The 25,159-nt window shown below is 50.0% G+C and carries 24 protein-coding genes; 6 read left to right on the top strand and 18 right to left on the bottom strand.

Annotated features, from left to right (window positions below; translation table 11 throughout):
* Positions 1-136 precede the first annotated feature (136 nt).
* The 4 genes from V3851_RS12550 to V3851_RS12535 all read right to left on the bottom strand — a co-directional run bounded on the left by V3851_RS12550 (position 137) and on the right by V3851_RS12535 (position 3,605).
* Entirely contained in the window at positions 137-1,270 is a 1,134-nt protein-coding gene (locus V3851_RS12550) for an SGNH/GDSL hydrolase family protein (protein ID WP_331846877.1), read from the bottom strand.
* A 163-nt stretch (positions 1,271-1,433) separates the two neighbouring features.
* Positions 1,434-2,333, bottom strand: coding sequence for a 3-hydroxyacyl-CoA dehydrogenase (locus tag V3851_RS12545; RefSeq protein WP_331846876.1), 900 nt, complete (start codon positions 2,331-2,333; stop codon positions 1,434-1,436).
* Between the two features lie 129 nt (positions 2,334-2,462).
* On the bottom strand, positions 2,463-2,963 hold the full coding sequence (locus tag V3851_RS12540; RefSeq protein ID WP_331846875.1) for a MarR family winged helix-turn-helix transcriptional regulator: 501 nt from the start codon (positions 2,961-2,963) through the stop codon (positions 2,463-2,465).
* Between the two features lie 153 nt (positions 2,964-3,116).
* Positions 3,117-3,605, bottom strand: coding sequence for a pyridoxamine 5'-phosphate oxidase family protein (locus V3851_RS12535; RefSeq protein ID WP_331846874.1), 489 nt, complete (start codon positions 3,603-3,605; stop codon positions 3,117-3,119).
* A gap of 149 nt (positions 3,606-3,754) precedes the next feature.
* On the opposite strand from V3851_RS12535, the gene V3851_RS12530 reads away from it, so the two are divergent.
* Positions 3,755-3,874: an S-layer homology domain-containing protein gene (locus V3851_RS12530; RefSeq protein WP_331846873.1), complete on the top strand. Its 120-nt coding sequence runs from the start codon at positions 3,755-3,757 to the stop codon at positions 3,872-3,874.
* Between the two features lie 27 nt (positions 3,875-3,901).
* A complete protein-coding gene (gene infC / locus V3851_RS12525; RefSeq protein WP_331846872.1) occupies positions 3,902-4,417 on the top strand; it encodes a translation initiation factor IF-3 in 516 nt (171 codons plus the stop codon).
* A gap of 182 nt (positions 4,418-4,599) precedes the next feature.
* On the opposite strand, the gene V3851_RS12520 is transcribed toward infC, so the two are convergent.
* The 14 genes from V3851_RS12520 to V3851_RS12455 form a co-directional block, all read right to left on the bottom strand.
* A complete protein-coding gene (locus V3851_RS12520; protein WP_331846871.1) occupies positions 4,600-6,273 on the bottom strand; it encodes a ribonuclease J in 1,674 nt (557 codons plus the stop codon).
* 146 nt (positions 6,274-6,419) lie between these two features.
* Positions 6,420-7,751 (bottom strand): enhanced serine sensitivity protein SseB, encoded by a 1,332-nt coding sequence (locus V3851_RS12515; protein ID WP_331846870.1) that lies wholly within the window; start codon positions 7,749-7,751, stop codon positions 6,420-6,422.
* A 277-nt stretch (positions 7,752-8,028) separates the two neighbouring features.
* Positions 8,029-8,760 carry a glutamine amidotransferase gene (locus V3851_RS12510; protein ID WP_331846869.1) on the bottom strand — a complete coding sequence of 244 codons (732 nt, stop codon included), beginning with the start codon at positions 8,758-8,760 and terminating at the stop codon, positions 8,029-8,031.
* 46 nt (positions 8,761-8,806) lie between these two features.
* Positions 8,807-10,117: an ArgE/DapE family deacylase gene (locus tag V3851_RS12505; RefSeq protein WP_331846868.1), complete on the bottom strand. Its 1,311-nt coding sequence runs from the start codon at positions 10,115-10,117 to the stop codon at positions 8,807-8,809.
* Positions 10,118-10,153: 36 nt separating this feature from the next.
* A complete protein-coding gene (locus V3851_RS12500) occupies positions 10,154-10,663 on the bottom strand; it encodes an ureidoglycolate lyase (RefSeq protein WP_331846867.1) in 510 nt (169 codons plus the stop codon).
* Positions 10,664-10,689: 26 nt separating this feature from the next.
* A complete protein-coding gene (locus V3851_RS12495) occupies positions 10,690-11,733 on the bottom strand; it encodes an autoinducer 2 ABC transporter substrate-binding protein (RefSeq protein ID WP_331846866.1) in 1,044 nt (347 codons plus the stop codon).
* Between the two features lie 20 nt (positions 11,734-11,753).
* On the bottom strand, positions 11,754-12,680 hold the full coding sequence (locus tag V3851_RS12490) for an ABC transporter permease (protein ID WP_331847059.1): 927 nt from the start codon (positions 12,678-12,680) through the stop codon (positions 11,754-11,756).
* 5 nt (positions 12,681-12,685) lie between these two features.
* Positions 12,686-13,648 carry an ABC transporter permease gene (locus tag V3851_RS12485; RefSeq protein WP_331846865.1) on the bottom strand — a complete coding sequence of 321 codons (963 nt, stop codon included), beginning with the start codon at positions 13,646-13,648 and terminating at the stop codon, positions 12,686-12,688.
* Entirely contained in the window at positions 13,645-15,159 is a 1,515-nt protein-coding gene (locus V3851_RS12480; RefSeq protein WP_331846864.1) for a sugar ABC transporter ATP-binding protein, read from the bottom strand. The genes V3851_RS12485 and V3851_RS12480 overlap by 4 nt, the downstream gene beginning before the upstream one ends.
* Before the next feature lie 170 nt (positions 15,160-15,329).
* The gene (locus tag V3851_RS12475; protein WP_331846863.1) at positions 15,330-16,073 is read right to left on the bottom strand and encodes a ribokinase; all 744 of its coding nucleotides are present in this window, start codon (positions 16,071-16,073) and stop codon (positions 15,330-15,332) included.
* On the bottom strand, positions 16,010-16,252 hold the full coding sequence (locus V3851_RS12470; protein WP_331846862.1) for a PfkB family carbohydrate kinase: 243 nt from the start codon (positions 16,250-16,252) through the stop codon (positions 16,010-16,012). The genes V3851_RS12475 and V3851_RS12470 overlap by 64 nt, the downstream gene beginning before the upstream one ends.
* A 17-nt stretch (positions 16,253-16,269) precedes the next feature.
* Entirely contained in the window at positions 16,270-17,295 is a 1,026-nt protein-coding gene (locus V3851_RS12465; protein ID WP_331846861.1) for a LacI family DNA-binding transcriptional regulator, read from the bottom strand.
* 616 nt (positions 17,296-17,911) lie between these two features.
* Positions 17,912-18,628, bottom strand: a complete 717-nt coding sequence (locus V3851_RS12460; RefSeq protein ID WP_331846860.1) for a response regulator transcription factor — start codon at positions 18,626-18,628, stop codon at positions 17,912-17,914.
* A gap of 56 nt (positions 18,629-18,684) precedes the next feature.
* Complete coding sequence (locus V3851_RS12455; protein ID WP_331846859.1) at positions 18,685-20,214, bottom strand: sensor histidine kinase; 1,530 nt, start codon at positions 20,212-20,214, stop codon at positions 18,685-18,687.
* A gap of 257 nt (positions 20,215-20,471) precedes the next feature.
* Here V3851_RS12455 and V3851_RS12450 point away from each other — a divergent pair, with 257 nt between their 5' ends.
* From V3851_RS12450 to V3851_RS12435, 4 genes are all read left to right on the top strand, one after another.
* On the top strand, positions 20,472-21,764 hold the full coding sequence (locus V3851_RS12450; protein WP_331846858.1) for an ABC transporter substrate-binding protein: 1,293 nt from the start codon (positions 20,472-20,474) through the stop codon (positions 21,762-21,764).
* Between the two features lie 95 nt (positions 21,765-21,859).
* Positions 21,860-22,753 carry a carbohydrate ABC transporter permease gene (locus V3851_RS12445; RefSeq protein WP_331846857.1) on the top strand — a complete coding sequence of 298 codons (894 nt, stop codon included), beginning with the start codon at positions 21,860-21,862 and terminating at the stop codon, positions 22,751-22,753.
* Positions 22,754-22,771: 18 nt separating this feature from the next.
* Positions 22,772-23,617, top strand: a complete 846-nt coding sequence (locus V3851_RS12440) for a carbohydrate ABC transporter permease (RefSeq protein ID WP_331846856.1) — start codon at positions 22,772-22,774, stop codon at positions 23,615-23,617.
* A 24-nt stretch (positions 23,618-23,641) separates the two neighbouring features.
* The gene (locus V3851_RS12435; RefSeq protein ID WP_331846855.1) at positions 23,642-24,991 is read left to right on the top strand and encodes a glycoside hydrolase family 5 protein; all 1,350 of its coding nucleotides are present in this window, start codon (positions 23,642-23,644) and stop codon (positions 24,989-24,991) included.
* The last annotated feature ends 168 nt before the right edge of the window (positions 24,992-25,159 follow it).

The raw sequence follows: 25,159 nt of genomic DNA, 5'->3' as shown, positions 1-25,159 counted from the left end.
GATAAGACCATTGTATCACCACTAATTGAGAATGAAAATCATTATTATTTAAAATTTAGATATAAAATGAACGATGTTGACGGAAAAATAAGCCGGACCCTTGGTCATCGGAGCCCGGCCTATTTCAACTATTCTTTTATATTTTGCTCGCCAAAATGTCCTTAATATACCCGGATAGTTCTTTGGCTGCGTGTTCATGAGCCATGGCTCCGGGATGGGTTCGGCTGCCGGCCGTTTCTTCGGTCATATTCGGCAGTTGGAATACGGAAACCCGCTGATCCCCCGTACTCTTCATATAAAGGTCTACGGCACAGTAAATCGCCGGCATCATCGGGATGCCGAGCATGCCATAAGCCCAGATGATATGTGCTTTGGGATTGTTCCTTCGCAGTTTGACCAAGAACGCGCAGGCTGCCTGCACAAATGCCTCCAGGTCTTCCTCGCGGTAACTGCCATCCTCGTTTCGCCGTTGCTTGTGCGTCTCTCCGGTCGCCGGATCGCTCCATTCCGGGGAGTTAAAAGCTCCGCCATCGTTGGTCCCGAGATTGACGACCACGACATCCGGCTGCCAGGAGGCAAAATCATGTTCTTCAAACGCCCCCAAAGCCTTGTTGTTCTCTCCGGCCAGCAAACCGCAGACCTGTTCGTAATAATCGGGAATGTTCGAATGCGGGTTGTTGTCCCACCCGGTCAGTACGCCCCAGCCGCTTTGGGAAATGACCCGGTAATCGGCGTTTAAAGCCGCCGCGGTCATAGCCGTATAGTTATGTACCGCGCTGAACCACATCGGAATCCAGTCCTCTTCCGTTTTGGCTCCGATCGCCCCTTCCCCCGAGGTGATGCTATCGCCGATAAACTCGACTTTGTACGGCTTATCAGGGACCGGCATGAAGACTCCATCGAATTTCAAGGTGTGAATTTTCAAGACGCAGTCCGTGTCCCCGCTCATGGCCTGCACGTCTTTCACAATCCGTACGTTTTTTATTTTGTTTTCGTCCATCCCTCTAAAAACACAAACCCAGTACCTTCCCGCCGTCAGCATTTGCCGGCTTACGGGCACGGAATTGACGAGTATGCTGATCCAAGGCTCATACATGCGGTAGTCCACCTCGACTTCGACCCATAACTCGGAGCCCTTCGCGTTCAGCTCGATCCCGCTGCCTGTCCAAAATAACGCCAACGGCGACCGGTTCCCGGCCGTTCTGCCGTGAATTTTGACATGCTCGATCTCCGACAGCGCATACATTCGCAATTTCTTATTGTCCTTCAATTTATTCCCCTCCGGGATATTCAAATAAAGATGGCAACTCCATTTTAGCTGAAATAACCGGGCGGCAAAATACCGAATCTCCGGATGAAAAAAGAGCAATAGCCCTTGTCGATATAGGGACATTGCTCTTTTTGATATCCGTTACAGATGGCTTCGCTTTAAATTACTCTTTCAAGAAGTCCGGCTCCAGGAAGCTCGGATTCGGGTATTTATAAAATCCCTCGCCCGTGGCTCTGCCGAGTTTGCCTTTATCGATGTACTCCGTTTTCAGAAGCTCGGCAATCTTCTTGAACTCCGGATCGCCGGTAGCTTCGGCTTTGGCGTTCCCGATGTTATAGGCGGTATTAATGCCGACCACATCGAGAATGGCGAAAGGTCCCTGCGGCGCTCCCGTCGCCACCATCCACGTCTTGTCGATCGTTTCGACGTCGGCCACTTCTCTGACCAGAAGCTGTTGGGCCGCTTCCAGCAAAGGAACCAGCAAAGAATTTAGAATATAGCCCGGCTGCTCTTTATGCAGCGGCAGGGCAACCATGCCGATCGCCTTGGCAAATGCGATCACCTCATTAAACACGCTCATATCCGTCCCCGGATGCTTCATAATTTCGGCCGTGTTGTTTTTCCAGATCTCGTTGGCAAAGTGCAGCGCCAGGAATTTGGCCGGACGGCCCGTGGCTGCGGCAAATTGGCTTGGCAGCAAGGTGGAAGAATTCGTGGCAAACACCGTTTTCTCGGGAGCCACTTGCCCTAATTTCGTGTAAAAATCAGTTTTGATTTGCACGACCTCGGGAACCGCCTCAATTACCAGATCTGCTTCCGCTACCGCTTTAGACAGGTCGCTATGAAATGTAATACGGTTAAACGCCTGATCCACTTCGTCTTGAGCGGCGCCCAAATCTTGTTGATAGTGCGGCTTCAGCCCTTGGATTCTTTCCTTGGCGCGTTCCAGTGCTTCATCATTAATATCGTATACCGTTACATTAAACCCCTTGAAGGCCGTTTGGTATGCGATTTGGCTTCCAAGTACGCCGCTGCCGGCAACGGTTATGTTTTTAAAATTCATGATGGACTCTCCCTTTTCAATTTATCAAAGCCTCGAGTGAGCTTACGTAAGTTGCATTTATAATATTCCGGGTATATTTCCGTAGCTTCTGCGCAGCAAGCATGAAATATTCTCACTCCTGCCGGCCGGTCAGTTCCCCTCGCCTTTATCGAATCCCTTCTTCAGCTTGGCCAAGCTTTGCAATAAATCGTCGACATCCGATTCTTCGAATTCCGATACGAACCGCGTCATTAACGAGAGGAATTGGGGGGTCATCTCCTCCACTTTTCTATCGCCTGCATCCGTCAGGGAAATAACCATGCCCCGGCGGTCCCGTTCATCCAGTCTGCGCAAAATAAACCCGGCTTTCTCCAGAGCCTCGATCATCGAGCTCACGGCCGCCCGGCTTACTTTCAATGCATCCGCCAACACGGACGGAGAAGATTGCCGGTCCGGCTGATGGCGGAGGACGCAGAGCAAAATATACTGGCCGTAGGAAACGCCGAATTCCCGCGCACGCTTCTCCATATACCGCTGAATTTCACCCGTCAGAAAAAACAAATCGGCCAGCACCCGGCCCGCCTTGTATTCCGCTTCGGAAAGATTCAGTTCACCAGAGTAACGAGCAATCGCATGCAGGAAGTGGAACATTGGACCCTCCAGTTTTACTTAAAATTTTAATTTACCTTTTAATAATAAACTAATTAACTATATTCAGTCAAAGGAATAAAATAGTAGAGAAGCCCCGAGAAACCGCTCTCTATCATGAGGCAGGCTCTTCGAAGCTTCATCGTTTTCCCGTTATTACAAATCAACGGTTTTGTTCAGTTCCGTTTCCGATTCCGTCCCCGTCAATTTGGAGAAAAGGCGCTTGACCACTTTGGTCAGATTGCCGGTTTCCCAGTATTCGGCCGTTTCCGCTTTCACTTTAATCAATACCAGATTCGGATCATCGCTGTTGGTATCCAGCAGCTTCTCGTAAGCCGCATTCCACAGCTCCTTGATTTTGGCCCGATCATCCACGAGTTCCGCTTGTCCACGGATCGATACGTAAGATCTGCCCACGTAAGACACATTTACGTGCGGGTTTTGCTTCAGCTCCTCGTATTTGAACGTATCCTTCATCGTCAGGAACCACAGATCGCCGTCGAACTCGACCTCCTGGGTCTTCATTGGACGGGACACCAGGCCTTCCTTTGTTACTGTCGTTAGCATGGCGGTGTCGATGCCCTTAATCAAATCCCTGACCGTTTCAATCGCTTCTTCGTGTGCCGTTTTTGCATTTGTCGCCATGGGTGATCACCTCATTTTTTATTCAACGAACAATTGCTGTTATTTTAAACAAAATCGGTCCGGGCTAATCATTTGTCTATTCCAAATTTTAGCTATATTTATTTTTATATAAAAATTATAATTATTTGTAAGTTAGCATCGCGGACAGCGTGGCGGCCGGAGTCATCGACGGCAGAAACGATAACACGCTTGCGCCGCAGGAGTACATGTCCCGGGCCGAAGTCACCGTAATCATCGAGCGTCTGTTGCAAAAATCGGGACTAATATAAAGTAAAGTTTGTAGGAGGATTCGTTAAGTGGCCGTATTAATGAATGAACAGATCAAGGCAGCCGAGGTAGTGCTCACCGGACTTCACGGCGAGAGCCTCGGAATCGTCAGCAAACAGGAGGCGCTGGCAATGGCCAGGTCCGCCGGAGCGGATCTGGTCTGCACCTCGCTGATGAGCAGTCCGCCGCCCTGCAGTCTGGTCGCCAAGGGCAAAGGAAAGGCCCTGGCGCAAAAGGAAGCGGTCGGCCGTAAGGCGGAGGCCAAGCGCAGAGCAGGCCAGGGCGGCACGGAAAAAGCCAAAGAGCTGCGTTTCACCGCGCATATCGAGGAGCATGATTACGACACGAAGCTGCGTCAAGCGGAGAAGCATCTCCGCTCCGGCAAGCCCGTGCAGCTGGTCGTGAAGTCCGCCGGACCGAAGGAAGCGGCTGCAGCCAAGGCGGTGCTTGAACGGCTGCTCGCCGATCTGAAGGAAGCCGGAGTCAAAGATACCGGCATCCAGACCAGCGGCAAAGGATCGCAGGTGAGAGTCAATCCGCGATAAATTGAAGAGCACCCGATCGGGTGCTCTTTTTGAGATATCATAATAATGTCCTATGGTTAAGCCAATACCGGCTTTCTCCTGTCTCCGGGAGGCGGTCAAATCCTTGTTAGAAAATAACTATAAAAAAACAATCCCCCTCAATTTCCGAGGGGGATTATGATAAGTGGACTGGTTTAATTGGATTACACTTCCATGATGATCGGAAGAATCATCGGTTTCCTCTTGGTTTTCTCATATAAAAATCGTCCCAGATTTTCTTTCACGCCCGATTTGAGCGCGGCCCATTCATTTACGTTGTCTTGCATCAGGCGGTTAATGGTCGCCGCCACCACCCGGGTCGCTTCATCCAGCAAGCCCTCCGACTCGCGGATATACACGAAGCCCCGGGAGATGATATCGGGTCCCGACAGAATCGCTCCTGCTTGCTTCCCGACGGTAACAACGACGATCATCACCCCGTCCTCGGACAATTGCTTTCGCTCCCGAAGCACGATGTTGCCGACATCGCCGACGCCCAAACCGTCGATCAGCGTATTCCCCGACTTCACTTTGCCCGCTTTACGGGCTGCTCCGCCTTCGATTTCCACCACTTCTCCAATATCGACAAGAAAGATATTGTCCTTCTCGACGCCCATCGTCTCGGCCAGCTTACGGTGCCGGATCTGCATCCGGTACTCGCCGTGGATCGGGATGAAATATTTCGGCTGCATCAACCCCAGCATCAATTTCAATTCTTCCTGGCTGGCATGGCCCGACACATGCATTCCCGTCTGGGAACCCGGACCGTAGATCACGTCGGCCCCAAGCCGGAACAGCTCATCGACGACCCGGCCGATTCTCCTCTCGTTGCCGGGGATCGGGTTGGCGGAAATGATAACCGTATCTCCGGGAAGAATCTCGACCTGCCGATGATTCGAACGGGCCAGGCGGGACAAGGCGGACATCGTCTCTCCCTGACTGCCGGTGCATAAGATGGCTACTTGCTCCGGAGGATACTTGTTTACATCTCCGGGCTCGATCAGCATGCCGTCCGGGAGGTTTAAATATCCGAGTTCGGAGGCGATGGAGATCATATTCACCATACTGCGCCCGATCGTTGCCAATTTGCGGTTCGACGCCGCCGCGGCTTCAATCACTTGCTGCAGCCGATGGACGTTAGAAGCAAACGTGGAGACGATGACACGCTGACGCGCTTTGCGAAACGCTTCTACGAGATTGACGCCGACGCTCTTCTCGGAAGGCGTATACCCGGGACGCTCCACGTTCGTGCTTTCCGAAAGCAAGGCCAGCAAGCCGTTCTTCCCGATTTCGGCCATCCGGTGCAGGTCGGCATATTGGTCGTTTACGGGCGTATGATCGAATTTGAAATCGCCGGTATGCACGACAACTCCCTCAGGAGTATGAAGCACAATTCCCAGAGAATTCGGAATACTATGATTGGTCTTGAAAAATGACGCTTTTATCGTTCCGAGTTGAACCTCGGAATCTTCATGAATTAAGATCCGTTCCGTCGAACCGAGCAGGCCGGCTTCTTTCAATTTGCCTTCAATGAGGCCCATGGTAAGTCTGCCGGTATAGACGGGCATGTTCAATTGTTTCAAGATGTGAGGCAATCCGCCGATGTGGTCCTCATGGCCGTGGGTTATGATAACCCCCCGGACCTTGTCCCGGTTTTCAATCAAATAAGAAATATCGGGCACGATCAGGTCGACCCCCGGGAATTCCTCATCGGGAAACTTCGAACCACAATCGATAACCACCATATCATCCGCGTATTGCACCACATACATATTTTTCCCAATTTCGCCTACGCCGCCCAAGGCAAAAATGGATAGCTTTTGTTTAGTCAAATTCATCCTCCTAAATTATTTGACGACGATTATACAATCAAACTCAAAAGATCCGCACCAGTCACTTCCCTTTATTATAACACATGTTGAATGGAGCCAAAAAGGCGAAAACCCGCCTGTTGCCTTACGGCTCCCGGCGGGTCGTGCATTTATTAAAATAATCCGAATCTTTTCTTCTTATAAAATGGTTCGACCTCCTGCACTTGATCGGCCCAGTCCTCTATGCCCATCATATAAAGGATCATGCCGTTCAAATGGGGAGTTGCGGCGGCGGAGATTGCGTTAAAGATCTCTTTCTCATCTCCTCCGTCCAAGTCCACGATAATCAGATAGCTCATTTCGCCATCTTTAATCATAAGCCGCAAGTAAGCTTTTTTAATCCTTTTCTCCGTCTTCATATAGGATTTAACGGCGTTGATCATTTCGGCGGGATATACTTTGGGCTCGCCAAGCAGGACCTGCGTGTCCTTCTCGACGGTAACTTCTTTAACGGCTTCCGCTTTCGACTCGCCAGATTCCCTTCTGTACGCTTCGATCCGCTCTTTATTCTTGTCATCGATGGTCAGCGGAATCCCCCTGGAGTTAATGATGATTCCATCCATGTTTTCGGAGATTCTCAACACGTCATCATAGGATACGATGTTACTGCTCCATACGCTTTTGTCAAAAGCCTTCTCGAATTCCGTCCAGTCCGTAAACACCGGCAGCCAAGTCGTTTCTCCCTCGCCGCCCAATACGGCGAATTGAATGACGGTGCCTTCCTTTAAGGTTTTCTTGCCCTGTTCATCGGGAGGTGCAGGCTCCTGCTCCTTCAATTGCATAGGCAGCAAATACTTCGCGCGGACAACCTCATCAATCATTTGATCCTCTAACTCCTGAAGGACCTGCTGCTTTCCTTCGAAGTTATTTTGGGTGTACGCGGTTTGAAAAAAGCGGATCAGCGCACGCTGCAAATCGGGATTGGTGACGGGAATGCTGATCTCCGGCGTTCCGCTGAAGTCCGGCGGCGGCAAAATCTCGTCCCGGTCGATCTCGATATGATATTGGCCGTTATCGATAATGATTTTCGGTATTCCGAGGCTATGAAGCTCGGCGAATGCCTTCAGGATGTCATCTCCGGCAACTCTTTTCATGTCAAGCATAAGGAGCTGCTGCATGAAATAATCCCTCGCATGAGCCGCATACTTTTTCTTGGAAAACATCCAGATCCGGTCCTCCGCATCCATGTACGGATAGTTCGTATTTTTGTCATAGGCTATATATAACGATTTGGCATTTATAACCTTTTCTTTCAGCAGGTCGTAAAATGCCTTCTTTCTTTGTTCCAATTGTTCACCGTCGAAGGTTCCTTGCTCCTTAAAATGCTTGGCGGAATCAATTAAAAAGATGAGTTCCTGAATCTCCAGCTCACGGCATTCATCCAAGGGCAGCTCACTGCTCAGCAGAAACCTTCTGCCGATCTCGTCTTTTCTTGCTTCGTCCATATCGTCACTCCGTTCCTCGTCCGTTTGCCCTATTATATCTTTGTTGACCGGAAAGGGAAAGGAAGAGGGGGCCCCAGGGTAAATTTTGGAACACCCTGATCAGCAAAATAAGGTGGTTTTTGGCGTCCACGGCAGCTTTTATGAGTATTAGGGTAACGGTCGAGAGTACTTCCATTTTACCAACGAGTGGTTTCTTTTTGTTTGACGAAATGAAAAGAAGGCCGTCCTCAGTCATCTATGATGACTGAGGAACGGCCCTCTTTTTTGGATGGGAAAGCTATTTTAAATACTTAACCAAATCTCCCCAAAACGCCGAGTAATGCTGCCAGTTCACAAATTCCAGCGATCCCCAGTGCGGCGCGCAGTCGCTTGCGAAAGCCGCCGTTTTGCCCGATCCGTATTTCCCCAGGACAAGAATCGGATCGCCTTCATGACTCAATATTTCTTCCGCCCCCGGCTTCGTGATCAATTTATTATAGCCAAGCAGCTTTGGCCAAGCTCCAAACGAATCGATCAACGGATGGGATCGGGAAGCAATCGGAGAAATGCCTTCCGGCTTTTCCACACGATCTTCCCCAGGCATCATTTCAACCGGCAATACTTCCGCCAGCGGGGAGTTCCGGTAGTTCGCCTTCCCCTCGATCCCCATGAACGTCAGATATCCTCCGATCATGAGTAGTCCCCCGCCTGCGGAAACGAACTGTTTGATCAGCTCGAGTCCGTTAGGCAACATTTCCATTTGGTAAAATGTCGGGTTCTGCAGCAAGAAGGTATTCGCGCCCACGTCGCTCAGCACAATCGCATCATACGCCTGAAGTTCTTCCAACGTTTTGGGGAAACGTACCTGCACTTCGTGGGAAGGCATGTAAGTAACATCAACGCCTTCTTCATGCAAGCAGGACAGCAGATAAGTGGCTCCTTCTTCGTATTTCGTCGATGTAAAACTGTCAAATCCTTTCGTATGAATCATGTGAATGATCCAGGATTCACCGATAAATAATAGCTTCATCACAATGACACCTCCGCTTTAGCTCATCGTCCGTTATTCCTTCTCGTTACGCCTCTTCCGTTTCGCACCAATCCAGAATGGTTTTGGCTATCATTTTGACGGCGTCTATCACTTCATCCACAGGCGTAAATTCGTCGCTGTGATGAGCAAGCCGGGGGTCTCCCGGACCGAAATTGACAGTGGGTATCCCGACATTCACCAGCCAGCCCATATCCGTGTGAAAGCCCAAACCTTCGATTTTTCCTTCCAGACCGATCGCTTGCAAAGATTGAACGCAAGTTTGGACAAACGGATGCGATACTTCCGTTTCCGCGCAATCCGCATCCACCATCCATTCAATTTCCGGCATGTTTTCGCTTAGCCAAGGATCCGTTTTGGCAATGTTATGGATAAATTCCTCCAGTTCTTTTTTCACATGGCCGCCGACGAGCTTCTCATCCCGTTCCGAAGGCAAATATTGCGCGTTAAACACGATTTCGGCCTGGTTGGCGAACGACGTCGGATACTCTCCCGCATTGAACTGGGCGACGTGCACTTGGCAAGGGATCGGGAGCAGCGGGTGGGTTTTGCGAACAGCCCAATCCTCGTTCAAAAGATCAAATTGATCCAGAAATAATCTGGCTTTCTTGACCGCGTCGACCGCTCCGCCAGCCTGCCAGTCCGTTTGCGGCATTTCGATATGGCCGCTGCGGCCCTGGATCTTTAATTTGCCCCACAAAATCCCTCTGCACAAAGGGGCGATGGTCAGCGAGGTCGGCTCGGTCAGGATGCACGCGTCCGCGCGGTAACCGTGATGGACGAAATCGAGCGCCCCCATGCCGCCGGCTTCTTCGTCAACGACAGTACCCACGATGACGGGGCCTTTCAACTTGACTCCGCTGCGGACAATCGCTTCGACCGCCATAATCATGGCGGCGACCCCGCCTTTCATATCAACTGCGCCGCGGCCAAACAGCTTCCCGTTTATCACTTCGGCGCCGAAAGGATCAACCGTCCACTTCGATCCCGCCTTGACCACGTCGATGTGTCCGAACAACAGCAGCGATTTTCCCGCCGCTCCTTGTCCAAAAGTTGCGGCCAAATTCGGTCTTCCACTAAAGTCTCTTCCCGGGTAATAACCGGCCATCCCTTCATATTGCTTCAGATCATCCGCCACCGGTTCCCACATTTCGATTTCCGCGCCCAATCCTGACAGCTTCTTGGCGATAAATTCCTGGACGTCCTTCTCCTTGGACGGTGCGGCTTCCTCAAAAAACCATGGATTCACGCTGGGAATTTGGATTAATTGCTGCAAAAATTCAATAATTTCATCGTGATGGCCGTCAATCCACTGCATGATTCGTTCCTGTTGATTCATCGGTCCCAAGCCTCCTCTTTTTCAAAACCGCTTCTTTTATCCGAACTGTACAATGTCTCCGTTTTTGAATTCGACCCATGGCTTGATCATTTCGTCGCCAAACTTGTCCTGTTTTTTTTCAATAACAAACATATAACGGGCATCGCCTACAACCGGATAAGCCGGACTATGCCAAACCCCGCGGCCTAAAATGATCGCTTGGCCCGGTTTAATTTTGAAGCATTTGACCGAGAGTGGGTCGGGACATTCGTCAGGGTCGTCGATATTCGCGCACAGCGCCACCGGCTGAATAATCTCCTTGTCAAAAGGAAGCAGCAGCTCCTCCCGGCTCACATGCCGCTCCATGGAGGCGACTTGAAATTCCCTTTCTTTTGTGACGACCAAACCTGCGCCGACCGGCACATCAACGTCCAACATTTGGACATAACTCCAGCAATCCCATCCGTCTCCCGTTTTGGACGGAGCGGCGGAAGGAAGATCAATCACTTTTCCGAAGGGCCGAAAGGCCTCTTCCGTTAGCTCTTCCACGTTAATCCTATGCTGCATTAATTGTTAAGCCTCCTCATTTGCGGTTAGAAGTCAAAGTCGTCCACGTTGTCGCTCGTGATTTCAAGCATGCCGATAAAGATGTTTGGACCGTCCACGGTTACATTGCCGACCGTCGGTATTTCCATGCCGTCCGTAATCTCCTTGCCTTGTGCCAATTGGTCAAGAACATAAACGGTCGTGTATGCGAGTTTTCCCGGATCCCAAATAACGACCGTGTTAATCGTGCCGTTTTTGATATAATTGGTCACCACGCTGGGAACCGCGATTCCGGTAATGGCGACTTGCCCCTTTTCCAATGTGCCGGCTTTTACCGCTTGCTCGACGACTTCGCCCGCAGCCGGGGTTTCGCCGCCCGCAAATCCGATGATGCCTTTCAGATCCGGATACGTTTTAATCAAATTTTGCGCATTGGCGTAGGCCTTCTGCTGGTCGTCGTCACTGGATACGGTCGTCACGATTTCAATGTCCGGATAATTGGCTTCCAAATAGGCCTTCGACGCATCCGATTTTGCAATTTGGTTCTGGGATCCGAGACCGGCCACCATGAACGCGACCTGGCCCTTGCCGCCGATTTCCTCGGCGATGATTTGCGCCATTTTTTCTCCGACTTCCTTGTCGGTAGCCGGTGCAACATAATATTGACGGTCGGTATCGGGAGCATCGCTGTCCCAGGTGACGATTTTGACGTCCTGGTCGGCCGCCTTTTTGAATATCGGGCCCACCGCTTGAGCGTCATTTGGCGAAACGCCAATGCCGTCCACTTGTCGGGTCAACATATCCTGGATCATGTTAATCTGCTTGGAAGAGTCCGCCTCAGTAGGGGCGTTATAAATGACTTCCACGTTTAAATCCGCCGCCGCTTGCTTGACTCCTTTTTCCGCCGCTGCCCAATACGCCGGACCAATCGATTTCGGATTCATGAAATACGATCTCGAACCGGCCGACGATGAGGCCGAATTTCCGCCGTTTCCCGCGTTTTCCTGGGCTCCGGAGCCGCCCGAATTTCCGCAAGCAGCCAGATTTACCGCCAATAAGCCAGCAATTAACGTCATACCGATTTTTCTCATTTCTTTCCCCTCCAATTTAGTTATGCTTTTTGTTTTCCGACAGCGAACAACAGCAGAACGCCGAGTATTACCGCTTGATACAACACGGATACCCCCATTAAATTCAGGCCGTTACGCAAAAACACGATAATGAGCAACCCGACAAACGTTCCCGCAAGACTCCCCCTTCCGCCGAAAATATGCGTGCCTCCTATTAATGTTGCCGTGATTACATCAAGCTCTATATTTGTACCTGATGTCGCTTCTGCGCTTGCCAGACGGGACACTAGGAAAACACCAGCCAAAGCCGAGAACAATCCGCTTAGCATAAATAAGATGAAACGGATGCGGACTACGGATATACCGGAGTATCGGACCGCTTCCTCGTTGTTTCCGATGCCGTACACATACGTGCCGAATCGCGTCCGTTTCATGACAAAATTTGCGATCAAAAACATAGCCGCCAGGAAAAGCGCATTAAAAGGAATTCCAAATACGGATTGCTGCCCGAGAAAGTAGAAGGCGTCCGGATAACCGCTGATCGGCCTGCCTTCATTCAACACATAGACGAGGCCGCGAAGCATGACGAGCATACCGATGGTCACCACGATCGCCTGCATTCGATGCCGGGCAATCAGGTAGCCGTTGACGCTTCCGCACAACACACCCGCCGCCAGCCCCAGGATAACGCTGAGCCAAATATTCAGCCCGCCCTGGTACGCCAGCCCCATGCAAACCGCGGAGAAGGCGAGAATCGATCCGACGGACAGATCCATGGCTCCGGAGATGATGATCATCGTCATCGGGATGGCGATAAGACCGATCTCCACCATCTGATTCAGGACATTCATGAAATTGGTGAAGGACAGGAAATAAGGGGACATGAAGCTGAAAAAGACGATAATGAGAACCAACAAAAGAAGCTGAACCAACAATTTATTGGACCCGAAGTGAAATAATTTGGCCACGGTGCTCAAATCAAATCACCCTCCTTTCGTTTATTTTGTCTTACGTATTGCAGTGTGTTGATGACAATGGCCAGAATGATTAGAAATCCGGTCGTCGCATCCACCCAAAACGGAGACACCTTCACGATGACCAAGCCATTTTTGATAAGCCCCATCAGCAGCACGCCGATCATCGTTCCCGCGATGGTGCCGATTCCGCCAAATATGCTTCCGCCTCCGATTAAGACGGCGGCCATCACTTCAAAGGACAAACTATTGCCGGCCGTGGAAGCTTGTACGCTCCCCACCTTCGAGGCGAATATGACGGCGGCGATGCCGACCAGCATTCCGCTGTATACATAAACCATGAACTTGGTTTTCGTAAGGCTGATTCCCGCCAGCTTCGCCGCTGCTTTGTTGCCGCCGATGGAGTAGATTCTTCTACCGAAGCGGGTGAATTTTAATAGGAAGGCAAAACTGATGATGAGGATAACGGCGACGATCAGAGGAAATGAAATCCCTAAAATATGGCCTTGACCGTAAAATTGAAATGGCTCGGGGAAATTGGTCATCCATGTTCCCCCACTGATGCCTACCGCCAAACCGCGGAAGATATACATCGTAGCCAGGGTGACGATAATGTCCGGGATGTTCATGACCGCAATGAAGTACCCGTTAAACGCGCCGCATGCGATTCCGATGGCGATTCCGAGCAAGGAAGCGAGCCAAGGAGGCATTCCGTTGCTTAGAAACAACCCCACGGAAGTGGCGGTCAGCGCCAACACCGAACCCACCGACAAATCGATGCCTCCCAGCAGGATCACCATGGTCATACCGATGGCAACGATAAACGTGGAGATATTCTGCTCCAAAATCTGCATCACATTGCCCATCTGCAGAAAATTGGGGGAAATTATAGCAAACAGGATGCCTACCACTAGCGTAAAAAAAATGATAGGAGCTTCGTGGACATTCGATATGCGTTTCATACGGCATCTCCTTTCATCGTCCGCGGATTAGAAGCGCGCTTCAGCAATTGCTCCTGATCCGCCTCCCCGTGTCCAAATTCATAAACCAGATCTCCCTTATGCAGAACCAAAATCCGGTCGCTTAAGCCAATGACCTCCGGCATTTCGGAAGAAATGAGCAATATGCTCAGCCCCCTCAGCGCCAATTGGTGAATAATATTGTAGATTTCGGCCTTCGCTCCGACATCCACCCCCCGCGTCGGTTCTTCGAGAATAAGAATCTCCGGTTCGGTCGCCAGCCATTTGCCGATAACGACTTTCTGCTGGTTGCCGCCGCTCAGAAAATCGACGCTTTGCAGATCGCTGGTCGCTTTGATGTGCAGCCGCTCCATGTAGGACCGGCTCATCTCCCCGATGCGTTCCCTGTCCAGGAACGGACCTTTGGAGAGCTGGGGCAGCATGGGGAAACTTAAATTTTGGCGGATCGACATCGGTTTGATGATTCCTTGGCGGTGACGATCCGGCGGGACATAGGCAATTTTCTTCGCTTTGGCGTCACCGGGACTGTTGATTTGCACGCGAGCACCGTTGACTTCAATTTCGCCCGTGCCTTTCTTCAACCCGAAAAGCCGTTGTGCGACCGTATGAGAGCCGGAACCCGGCAACCCGAAAAGCCCCAGGATCTCGCCCTTTTTCAAAGCGAATGAAATCGAATGGGCGGCGTCCAGCGACAATCCCTTCACCTCCAGCACCGTCTCTTCCCGATGCTCCATCGACCGGACAGGGTACAGCTGGCTGACTTCTTTGCCGACCATCATTTGAATCAAAGATTGTTCGGTAACTTCTTCAATCTTCTGCGTAGCGATTTTCCTGCCGTCCCGCAATACGGTCACCACATCGGCAATTTCAAATATCTCTTTCATCCGGTGAGAGACATAGACGATGGCCACGCCCTGTTCCTTCAGCCGCTTTACCACGTCAAACATTTTTTGCACTTCATTCTCCGGGAGCGCCGCCGAAGGTTCGTCCATAATCAATACGTCCGCCCGGAACGATAAAGCCTTGGCGATTTCTATAACCTGTTGACTGTGAACGCCGAGATGCCGTACTTCCTTGCGAACGTCGATCCCGCCGCCGCCGATCGAATCGACCAGTTTTTGCGCTTCACCGATCATTTTCGACCAGTTTATCCGGCCGAACCGGCCAACCATTTCCGGACGGTCTATAAAAATATTTTCCGCCGCGGACAAATTGGGAAACAGATTGAACTCCTGATGAATGATGGATACGCCCTGCTGCTGCGCATCAAGGGGATTACGGAAGTCGACATCCTTTCCTTTAAGCCTTGTCACCCCTTGGGTAGGAGCGTAGACGCCGGATAAAATTTTCATCAAAGTGGATTTGCCGGCCCCGTTTTCTCCCATCAAAGCGTGAACCTCGCCCGGATACAGTTTGAAATCGACTTCTTCCAACGCCTTCACACCGGGAAACTCCTTACTGATCCCTTCCATTGACAAAACCGGTTGACTCATCGTTCCCCCTCCTTTTCACGAAGCTCCGACTGGTTAAACTTAAGCAAATTTTAGGCGCACTTTAATAAGACTCAACGTTAATTGGTCAAAGCGTATATTTATGATAGGTCCCGCAAGAAAGATGATTGCCGGAGTCTATGGCCTGGCTCTTTCATCTCGCTTGTCTTCTTTCAAAGAAGGTCTCTATTTCCCGACATAAATTCAAGAACCTGCGCTTCTTCCGGAATAGAACTTTGCGCACCATATGAAGAGACGGCCAGCGCAGAAGCGGCTGTGGCATAAAGCAGGCAATATTCCATCCCTTCTCCGGATAAATATTTGGAAACAAAAGCTCCTATAAACGTATCGCCTGCCGCCGTCGTATCCACCGCCTCTACGCGATAAGCAGGGGTAGTGATCGTTAAACCGCCGGAGTCCATATATAACGATCCTTTGCCGCCAAGCGTTACAATGACGCCTTTCACTCCACGTTTAACAATTTCCCCGCAGGCTTGCCGGGCTTGGGTGACATCCTTAATTTTCACCCCGGTCAACGCTTCAGCCTCAATTTCATTCAAGATCAAAAAATGGATCGACGCTAAGTGTTGACGCTCAAAGCCGGCAACAGGGGCTGGATTCGCAAAAACCGGAATCCCGGCATGTTTCGCCTTCTCCAATACGGCCCGATTCGTGCCGCCGGGAATTTCATTCTGCAGCAAAATAGCGTCATATCCCGAAAGCTCCAGGCTCGCGACATCCTCCGCGCCATATGCCCCGTTGGCTCCCGGCGAAAGAATGATGTTGTTCTCTCCCCGATGATCCACCGTAATCAATGCCATCCCCGTCATGATCGGCTTGCTTACAACATGCTCTAAACCGATCCGCGTTTCGGCCAATCGATGGCGGATTTCATGGCCGAAGAAATCGTCGCCCAAACTCCGCCCATGTTCACCGAAGCCCCGGACCGGGCGGCCGCAACCGCCTGATTCGCTCCCTTGCCGCCGGCATAAAATCGCGTTCCTTGTCCTTGAACCGTTTCCCCGGGAATCGGATGACGATCAACTTGGGTTACAATGTCCATATTCATGCTGCCAATCACCAAAATATTGGCCATCCTAATCCCTCCTTCGGCTAATTCAATTTTTTAACCGATCCGCGCTTCATTAATTCGACATCCAAAACCACTTTTTTAGGGTTGCTTTGGTCCGCATCATTCTCCTTAATTTTCTGGATCAGCATCTCCGCCGCTTGGGTCCCCATTTCATGAGTAGGTCTGCGGACGACAGTCACCCTCGGCTGCACAAATTGGGCAAGTTCATTTTCGTCAAAGCCGATGAGGGAGATGTCTTCCCCGATATCAAGCTTCAGATCGCGGAACGCCTTGATGGCTCCCTGGCATATCAAGTTGTTCGCCGCGAAAATCGCCGTCGGCGGGTATTCGCTTTGCATCAATTCGACGGTTGACCGGTATCCGCTCTCCTCCAACCAACTGCCTTGCTTGTGGTATTTCGGATCGGGAGTCACTCCGAATTCGACCATAGCCTGCTGGTAACCCCAATAGCGGTCTTTGCCGTCATTGAAATCATGAGCCCCGTCTATAATGGCAATACGCTCGTGGCCATATTCCAAAAAATGTCTGGTCGCCTCATAAGCCCCGCGATAATTATCGATCATCACCCCATCAAGGCCGCTATTGTTTATGTAGCGGTCCACCAAAACGGTCGGTTTGCGGATGGTCCGGTAAAACTCCGCTTCCTTGTGCGTTCCGATCAAAATGATGCCGTCCACGTTTTTGCTAAGAAAACTTTCAAAGAACTCCGCTTCTTCCGCTTCATCCCCGTTGGTGGATACAACAAGCGTAAAAAAGCCTGCCTTCTTCGCCACTTCCACCGTCCCGCCGATAACAGCCGTATAGAAAGGATTTTGAATCTCCGGCACGACCACCGACAGCATGTTCGTTTTCTTTTTGACCATCGACGCCGCCATCGTATTGGGCACAAAGTTCAATTCATCAATCACCTTCAGCACCCTTTTTCGCGTTGACTCGCTTACCCGGTCCAATCCGTTCAACACCCGGGAGACCGTGGCTACCGATACGTTCGCGTGTTTGGCAACATCTTTAATTGTGATGTCTTTTTCCGTGACAACCCTCTCCATTCAGCCCAACTTTGCGATAACGTTTTTACATAATATACCCCTTTTAATTAAAGGAAGTATAAAATCTAAAACAAGACTATTGTAAAAACGTTTACGCAATTTCTAATCTCATTTTAGATGATATCACGTCAGTTTTCAACAATTTTTTTAAGAAAAATTGATTATAAAGCGTTTTCATTTGTTAATATCACATCACGGTGTTAGGTTTTTCGCTTAATTTTTGCCTTTTGGGCTATATATCCCTATTTTCATGTTATATTTACTTACATATAATTGTGAACAACATCGTTTGCCGGGGGATCAGCCAGTTCGGGATCCATTTGCCCGAAGATAAACGATGGACAGGCTTGAAGAAACAACCGAATAAGCCCCGATTGATAAACCCGTTAGAAAAGGCCAAGTGAAAAACAGGACCGGTTCCTTACATCAATGGGGATTGGCCCATGTCGAGCGAAAGCAGCTCAAAAAGGCGAATCATGAACAAACAGAAACGGACTAGCGTTCGACATTACGCTAGTCCGTTCCAGAAATAAAAGAAACCCTGTTCCTCTACAATAGGACAGGGTTTCTTGACATATGAAGGCCTGCGCATATATGAATAGGCCTTATCCATCCCTCACAGCTTCCCCTTCCGCTGCGCCAGAATCTCCGGGATATGCAGTTCCCGTAGCGCGGGCAAAATCTCCTGAACGCTGCTCTTGTTAAATTTCTTCAGGATGCTGTTGATCTGCGACTTCAGAGTCGAAGGCTCGACATGCCGCAGCTTGCAGATTTCCTGGCGGGAATAATCCTTCATTAATAATTCCAGCACCTCAAGCTCGGTCGGCGTCAGGGTCGTCAAAATATAGAAATTATGCATCAGGCTGTCTTCGGTCGTTTTAATCCGCTTGAATTCGCGGGTGATTTTCCCGGCGATATTCGAATGCAAGGAAGGACGGTCGTAATAAGCGTCCTTGATCGCTTGCAGGATGGCGTCGGCGGGCATATTTTTCAGCAGATAATTGGTGGCCCCCAGCTCAAACGCCCGGAACACGGTGTCGTCCGTTTCGCAAACCGTCAGCATCACCACTTTGACCCCCGGGAGATAGTTTAGAATTTCCTCGGTGGCCCGGAGGCCCGCCTGCTTATCCTCCAGCTCGATATCCATGAGGATAATATCCGGCTTATGGAGCGCGGCAAGCATCGTCCCCTCGTATCCGCTGGAAGCTCGGCCGACGCATTCAATCTGCTCATCCTTCGACAGGATCATTTGATACCGCTTGCTGATCAACGGATCGTCCTCCACGATAAGCACTTTGATGATCGGCGTATTTGTCGCGCTTGGCGTACTCATGTTGCTCCATCTCCTTTAAGAGGCGGTCCAACTTGCCGATTCTTGAACCGCACACTTTAGGTCTTCACAATGGAAAGCAAAGGCATAACGATATGGAATGCGCTTCCCTCGCCCAGTTTGCTTTCCGCATTGATCTTACCGCCATGGGCCGTAACGATGGTGTGACAGATCGACAGGCCCATGCCCCAGTTCGTTGCCGTAGGTTTTGAAGAATAGAAAGGCTGAAAAATATTATTCAGATTTTCCTCCGCAATCCCCGTCCCATTATCCGTAATTACCAGCTCAACCCATTTATTTTTCACAGCGGATTCAATGGTTATGCGTCTCGATTTCTCCGGCACAAATTCAAGCGCCTCCACCGCATTGGAAATGATATTCTCGATCGCTTGCGGGAAGTAATACGGATCGGCCATGATCACAAGCTGCCGGTTCGGCGGCTCATATTCGATTTGGACCTGTTTATACTCCGACCGCATATCTTTCAGCAGCTTGTCCAACAACTCGTTCAGAACCACCGGCTTAAGCTCGATTTTGGATTTCAACGTCTTCTGATGCACCGCGTCCAGACGATCGTACACCCGGCGGCACCGCTGCTCGATCACCTGGATCTCCTCCACGACCTCCGGCGACGATTCGCACATGTCTTCCAACAGCTCGGTCTGCGCCATAATGCCCAGCAGCTCGTTCTTAATATAATGGCTGAATACGCGCGAGGTGAACAGCGCCGAATCGATATTTTCCGAAATGACCGATTCCTGATTCTTGATGCTGTTCTGGATGCGCGTGTATTTATAAATGCTGTACAGGCTGACCAATAAGCACAACCCCGAGATATAAGGCAGCAAGACATATATGGAAGGGTTTCCAACTAAATTGATGGGCTGGTACCTGATGAAATGAGCCGCTTTGGATACTTTGATCAAAACATCGGGCGCCCAATAGTTCATATAGTAATACGTAATTTGGACGGAAATATAAGAAATCACGATCATCAAAATATTGCTGCGGATCTGCCGGACTTTAGGCGCATTGACCAGGGCGTAAACCAGTAAAACCGCCCCCGCCACAATATACAAGGTATTTACGATAAAGGTTACGCGATGCAGAGCCCCGTAAGCGGAAATAAAAGCCTGCGAGCTCACATAGTCCGGGTAAAGCTTGTAATACATGGAGGTGTAAAACGCCGGATCGTACACGATAACCTGAAGGATGCCGGGAACCGCAAGTGCGGCAAGCAGGGCGAACCTTCTCTTCAATTGTACATTAAATGCGAAATAAATGGCCGAACAAAGCCCCGCGTACAAGAATGTCATTGAAAATAAATTCAGCAAACGAATTAAATTTTCCCGGGAAACCGGGAGGAACATGAGCCGATTTTGCAAGCCCTGCTGAATCCCGAAGTAATCTTCAAGACTGTAGTAATAATAATACGCGTCTTTCGACATGTAGATAATAATACAGGATACCACGACCAAATAGGAAAATCCCATGAGCAGCATGAACAGCGTGGCCTTGGTATATTTCCTCTGGAAAAAGAAAAATACGGATATGGCTATAAACAAGATGAGTACCAAGAAAATAAACATGAGAGCCATCCCCTCTTCCTTATAAATAAAATTTACTATATTTAAAAGGCTCCCGCAGGTTGAAATTTTCTACAACCTAACTGGCCCTTTCGAAGGCCCGCCGTGTTCTATCTCCCGTTAAATCGGGCGATCATTCCGCGGATTCATTGGGTGTTACCTGCCCCGGAAGTCCTAACCGACGATAAAAGTTCCACCTTACCGGAGAAAACGGATACATTTAGACTAAAAGTATCACACAGATACAGGAGGGGTTCTTTATGAATAGAAAGAAAGGCTTAGCCACTATATCTTTATCGGTCGCGCTGATCTTGGCGCTCGTCGGCTGCAGCTCGGGCAATAACAGCGGCGGCGGCAACCAGGCCAGCGGCGGGAAGACCGTTCTGGAATACTACACCTGGACCGATGAAGAAGATTATATGAAGAAGGTCGTTGACGCGTTCAACGCGCAAAACAGCGATATTGAAGTTCATATGAACACGATCAGCAACGATGCGGACGAATACAACACGAAGATTATGAACAACCTGTCCGGCGGCTCCAAAATGGACGTTTACAGCATCAACGGAACCTCCAGCCTGGGCTTGTACTCGTCGAAAGGTCAGCTCGTGGAGCTCACCGATCGCATTAAAGAAGCAAATTTGGATGTCAGCGCCTACGGCCCCAGCTTCCAGGACATTACCAGTGTGCTGACCGAAGGAAAATATTATGCGCTCCCTTATCGTACTTCCCAATACGCTTTATTCTACAACAAGAAGCTGTTTGATGAAGCAGGGGTCGAATATCCTACGCAAATGACTTGGAACGAATATGCCGAACTGGCCAAAAGCCTGACCAAAGGCGAAGGAGCGGACAAGCAGTGGGGCGGCTACTATGCCGACTGGATCACCGCACCGCTCGGCGCTCTGCAAGAAGGCACGACCGTTCTGGACGACAGCCTCGATCCTATAGCCAACTGGTTGGATTATTTGAACCGCTTGTACTATGAAGACGGTTCGCATATGAGCTATAAACAAATGAAAGCCGAAAGCATCGACTGGATCAAGCAATTCGAGAGCGGCAACGTCGCTATGATGATTAACGGTGAATGGACGATCAATATGCTCAAAGCGGATATCGCTGCCGGCAAGACCGATATGGAGTTCGATATGGCTCCGATGCCGCTCCCGGAAGGCATGAACGATCCGATTACCGTCGGCGGCGTCAGCACCTTTATCGGCATCAACCCGCAAAGCAAAAACGCGGACGCGGCGTTCCAATTCGTGCAATTTGTAGCCGGTGAGCAAGGCGAATCCATTATTGCCGAATCCAGCGTACTGCCGGCCTACTCCAGCGACAAGACCAAGGAATCCTTCCTCAACGCAACCGGTCTTCAAGGCAGCGGATTCTTCTTTGAAGCCAACACCGTCGTGGAAAATCAGCCGGTCGCCAATATCGATGAAGTGAATCGCGTATTTAACGAACAGCGGGATCTCTACTTGTTCCAAGAACAAGACTCCGCCACGGCGATTCAGAACTTCATCAAAAACCGCCAGTCCGTTCTGAATAAGTAATGAAGTAACGGATAAGCAAGCAGTCGGCTTCCGCGCCATTGTTGACGGAAGCCGCCTTGCATTTATCCGGCATCCCATTAAATAAGGAGGTTGCTATGATGACAAGCAAACGTCTGGCCAACTACAAGTCATACATCCCGGGGACGTTGTTCATTCTTCCGGCCTTCGTCTTGTTCGCGGTATTCATATTTGTCCCGCTCATCTACGGATTTGTCATGAGCTTTACCGATTACGGCGGTTTTAACGTAACGCCGAATTTCATCGGTATCGACAATTATGTCAACCTGTTTCAGGATGACTATTTTCTCGTTTCCTTGAAAAACAATCTCATTTACACGGTGCTGTTCGTGCCGTTGACGATGATTCTGGCCTTGTTTGCGGCGCTTGCTTTGAACAATGTGCTCCATCTCCGCAAATATTTGCGCATGGCCTTTTATTTCCCGTATATCACCTCGATGGTGTCCATCGCCATCGCCTGGGGACTGCTGTTTAACCCGGTGTCCGGGCCGATCAACTATATTCTCAAGGCGATCGGAATCGCAAATCCGCCGGAATGGCTGATGTCTTCCCACTGGGCCCTGTTTGCGATCATCCTCGTCGCCGTATGGAAGAGCTTCGGTTACTACATGATCATTTTGCTCGCCGGCATTCAAGGCATTCCCGAGCATTTATACGAAGCGGCCAAGCTGGACGGAGCCAATAAATTCAAGCAATTCCTTTACGTCACGCTGCCCAGCTTGTCGCCGACGCTGTTTATGGTGCTGATCCTGACGATCATCAACTCCTTCCAGGTGTTCGATCTGGTGTCCGTCATGACCGACGGCGGTCCGGGACGCTCGACCAACGTGCTCGTCTTTAGAATTTATCAGGAGGCCTTTATCAATTATCGGATGGGATACGCAGCAGCCATGTCGACCGTCCTGTTCCTGATCATTATGGTCATATCCCTGATTCAATTCCGACTCGAGAAAAAATGGGTTACCTACTAAGAAAGGAGAGAGATACTCATGCAGGATGCCATCGCTAAACCGAAAAGTTCCAAGCTCCTCTACTGGCTGCTGCTCGTGGTCTTGGTTATTTTTTCGCTGGCCACTCTTTTTCCGTTCTTGTGGATGATTTCGGCTTCTTTACGGACGGACGTCGATCTGTTCAAGAATCCGATGAACTGGATTCCCCAGACCTTATATTTGAACAACTATAAAGAAGTTTGGACGGCCATTCCGTTCGCGCAATATTTCTTGAATACCGTCAAGCTGTCCGTTATTATTACCGTACTGCAAGTCGTGATCTGTTCCATGTCGGCCTACGCTTTCGCCAAGCTGAAGGTGCCGTTCAAGAACACCATCTTCATTCTGTTCATGACCAACCTGATGATGCCGTGGCATTCGATCATGGTACCGCAGTTTTCGGTCGTCAGCAGCCTGGGGCTGTATAACAGCCATACCGGCTATATTCTGATTCAATTGTTCAGCGGCTTCGGGATCTTCCTGATGCGCCAGTTCTTCATGAGCTTGCCGAACGAGCTGAATGAGGCCGCGCGGGTGGACGGCTATAACGAGTGGAAGATTTTCTGGAAAATCATGATGCCGCTGTCGGCGGCAAGCTTGTCTACCTTAACGATCTTCACATTTACGTTCATGTGGAACGACTATCTGGCTCCGCTGATTTATTTGAATGACGATGTGTTGAAAACATTGCAGCTCGGCCTGAAAGGCTTCCAAACCGAGCACACGATGGACTACGGCCTGCTGATGGCCGGAACCGTCATCGCCACGATTCCGATGGTCGTCGTGTTCCTCATCGGCGAGCGCTTCTTTATGCAAAGCGTAGCCACTACAGGTATGAAAAACTAACAAATACAATAGAGGTGTTGAAATATGACTACTTCCGCTAAACATTTTGTTCAGGTCACCGGCGAGAACTTCACCGTCAACGGCGAAAAGATCTTGTTCCGCGGTTTCAACTTGGGCACTTGGATGAACCTGGAGCACTTTTTGATCGGTCTTCCCGGTACAGATACCCTGATCAAAAAAGCATTTGATGAAGTGTACGGCAAAGAGCGCACGACCGAGTTCTTCGACCGCTTCCTGATGGAGTATATGGGCGAAAAGGACTTTGAATTTTTGAAAAAAATCGGCGTCAATCATCTGAGACTTCCTTTTAACTACAAATACTTTATCGACGATCAAAATCCGGGCGTATATAAAAACGACGGCTTTAAATACCTCGATCATATTATTGGTCTGTGCGAAAAATACGAGATTTACGCGATTTTGGAGCTGCACTCCGTTCCCGGGGGGCAAAACCCGGACTGGCACTGCGACACCTACTCCGGCCTGCCGCTGTTCTGGGAATACGGCGCCCTGCGCGATACCGTCATCGGCCTTTGGGGCCATATTGCGCAATATTACAAGGCCCAGCCTTGGATCGCCGCTTACGATATCGTCAACGAACCTTCCCTGGTGAAAGATGCCGAAGTGTTCAATGATTTCTATCGCAAAGTGCTCGCGGAAATCCGCAAATACGACCGGGAGCATATTATTTTCATTGAAGGCAACGCGTTTACGACGGACTTCTCCATGCTTGATCCCGTGGATGATCCGCAGGTGGCTTACGAATTCCACTTCTATCCGTTCGTCAAGGATCCCGCCGTACTTACGCATGAAATGAGCCGCGAACGCCGGAAAGAGATTTTTGCCGAGGAATTCCATGCTCTTCTGAAGATCCGCGAGAAATATAAACGTCCGCTCTGGTGCGGCGAGCTCGGCTTGGTGTTTGAGAAGGAAGATATCGACTTCCAGATGGAGATCATCGAGGATATGCTCGACCTGTGCGAGCAAAATGATGTATCCTGGGCGCTGTGGCTCTATAAAGACGCCAACGTAATGGGCATCGTATATCCTAAGGTAGAGACGCCTTGGCGCCAATTGACGGAGGAGATCAAACTGGTCTGGAACCAGCACAAGGAGCAGGAAAAGGGCGAAGCCCTGGTCGACTACATGGCCGAAACCTATTTCAAGCCGATCTCCAAGGAAGAGCGTTACCCGCTGCAATTCCGCATGAGAACGATTATGCAGGTGATCTGCGTCGAGCAGAATCTGAAGCCGTACCTGCAAAAACGCTCCTGGGAAGAAATGTCCAAGCTGCCGGAATCGTTCCGCTGGGAAAACTGCGAGCATTGGAGCGAGCTTGAGACATTGATCGAGAAGTATACGAAGGAGGCATAAGTTAAATAGGACGTAAGTGAAACGGGCCGCTGTGCGGCCTGTTTTTATATTTTTTTCAAAGTTCAAGGAATGTTAAACATAATTTATATTATTTTCTATTATTGTGATTTTTTTCACTTGTATATATCAGAAATTATGTAAATATATAGGACAAAGTCTGTCGGCCAC

The organism is Paenibacillus haidiansis, assembly GCF_036553665.1.
GTDB lineage: Bacteria > Bacillota > Bacilli > Paenibacillales > Paenibacillaceae > Fontibacillus > Fontibacillus haidiansis.
The sequence above is the reverse complement of the archived record's forward strand: the minus strand, read 5'-3'. Positions and strand labels throughout refer to the sequence as shown.

Bases quoted from the DNA above. Each gene is read 5' to 3' on its own strand.
- V3851_RS12520 (WP_331846871.1), bottom strand. From the start codon at position 6,273: ATGAATTTGACTAAACAAAAGCTATCCATTTTTGCCTTGGGCGGCGTA.
- V3851_RS12500 (WP_331846867.1), bottom strand. From the start codon at position 10,663: ATGCAGCATAGGATTAACGTGGAAGAGCTAACGGAAGAGGCCTTTCGG.
- V3851_RS12470 (WP_331846862.1), bottom strand. From the start codon at position 16,252: ATGGCCAATATTTTGGTGATTGGCAGCATGAATATGGACATTGTAACC.
- V3851_RS12480 (WP_331846864.1), bottom strand. From the start codon at position 15,159: ATGAGTCAACCGGTTTTGTCAATGGAAGGGATCAGTAAGGAGTTTCCC.
- V3851_RS12460 (WP_331846860.1), bottom strand. From the start codon at position 18,628: ATGAGTACGCCAAGCGCGACAAATACGCCGATCATCAAAGTGCTTATC.
- V3851_RS12445 (WP_331846857.1), top strand. From the start codon at position 21,860: ATGATGACAAGCAAACGTCTGGCCAACTACAAGTCATACATCCCGGGG.
- V3851_RS12540 (WP_331846875.1), bottom strand. From the start codon at position 2,963: ATGTTCCACTTCCTGCATGCGATTGCTCGTTACTCTGGTGAACTGAAT.
- V3851_RS12455 (WP_331846859.1), bottom strand. From the start codon at position 20,214: ATGTTTATTTTCTTGGTACTCATCTTGTTTATAGCCATATCCGTATTT.
- V3851_RS12515 (WP_331846870.1), bottom strand. From the start codon at position 7,751: ATGGACGAAGCAAGAAAAGACGAGATCGGCAGAAGGTTTCTGCTGAGC.
- V3851_RS12465 (WP_331846861.1), bottom strand. From the start codon at position 17,295: ATGGAGAGGGTTGTCACGGAAAAAGACATCACAATTAAAGATGTTGCC.
- V3851_RS12495 (WP_331846866.1), bottom strand. From the start codon at position 11,733: ATGAGAAAAATCGGTATGACGTTAATTGCTGGCTTATTGGCGGTAAAT.
- V3851_RS12545 (WP_331846876.1), bottom strand. From the start codon at position 2,333: ATGAATTTTAAAAACATAACCGTTGCCGGCAGCGGCGTACTTGGAAGC.
- V3851_RS12535 (WP_331846874.1), bottom strand. From the start codon at position 3,605: ATGGCGACAAATGCAAAAACGGCACACGAAGAAGCGATTGAAACGGTC.
- V3851_RS12440 (WP_331846856.1), top strand. From the start codon at position 22,772: ATGCAGGATGCCATCGCTAAACCGAAAAGTTCCAAGCTCCTCTACTGG.
- V3851_RS12435 (WP_331846855.1), top strand. From the start codon at position 23,642: ATGACTACTTCCGCTAAACATTTTGTTCAGGTCACCGGCGAGAACTTC.
- V3851_RS12510 (WP_331846869.1), bottom strand. From the start codon at position 8,760: ATGAAGCTATTATTTATCGGTGAATCCTGGATCATTCACATGATTCAT.
- V3851_RS12505 (WP_331846868.1), bottom strand. From the start codon at position 10,117: ATGAATCAACAGGAACGAATCATGCAGTGGATTGACGGCCATCACGAT.
- V3851_RS12450 (WP_331846858.1), top strand. From the start codon at position 20,472: ATGAATAGAAAGAAAGGCTTAGCCACTATATCTTTATCGGTCGCGCTG.
- V3851_RS12485 (WP_331846865.1), bottom strand. From the start codon at position 13,648: ATGAAACGCATATCGAATGTCCACGAAGCTCCTATCATTTTTTTTACG.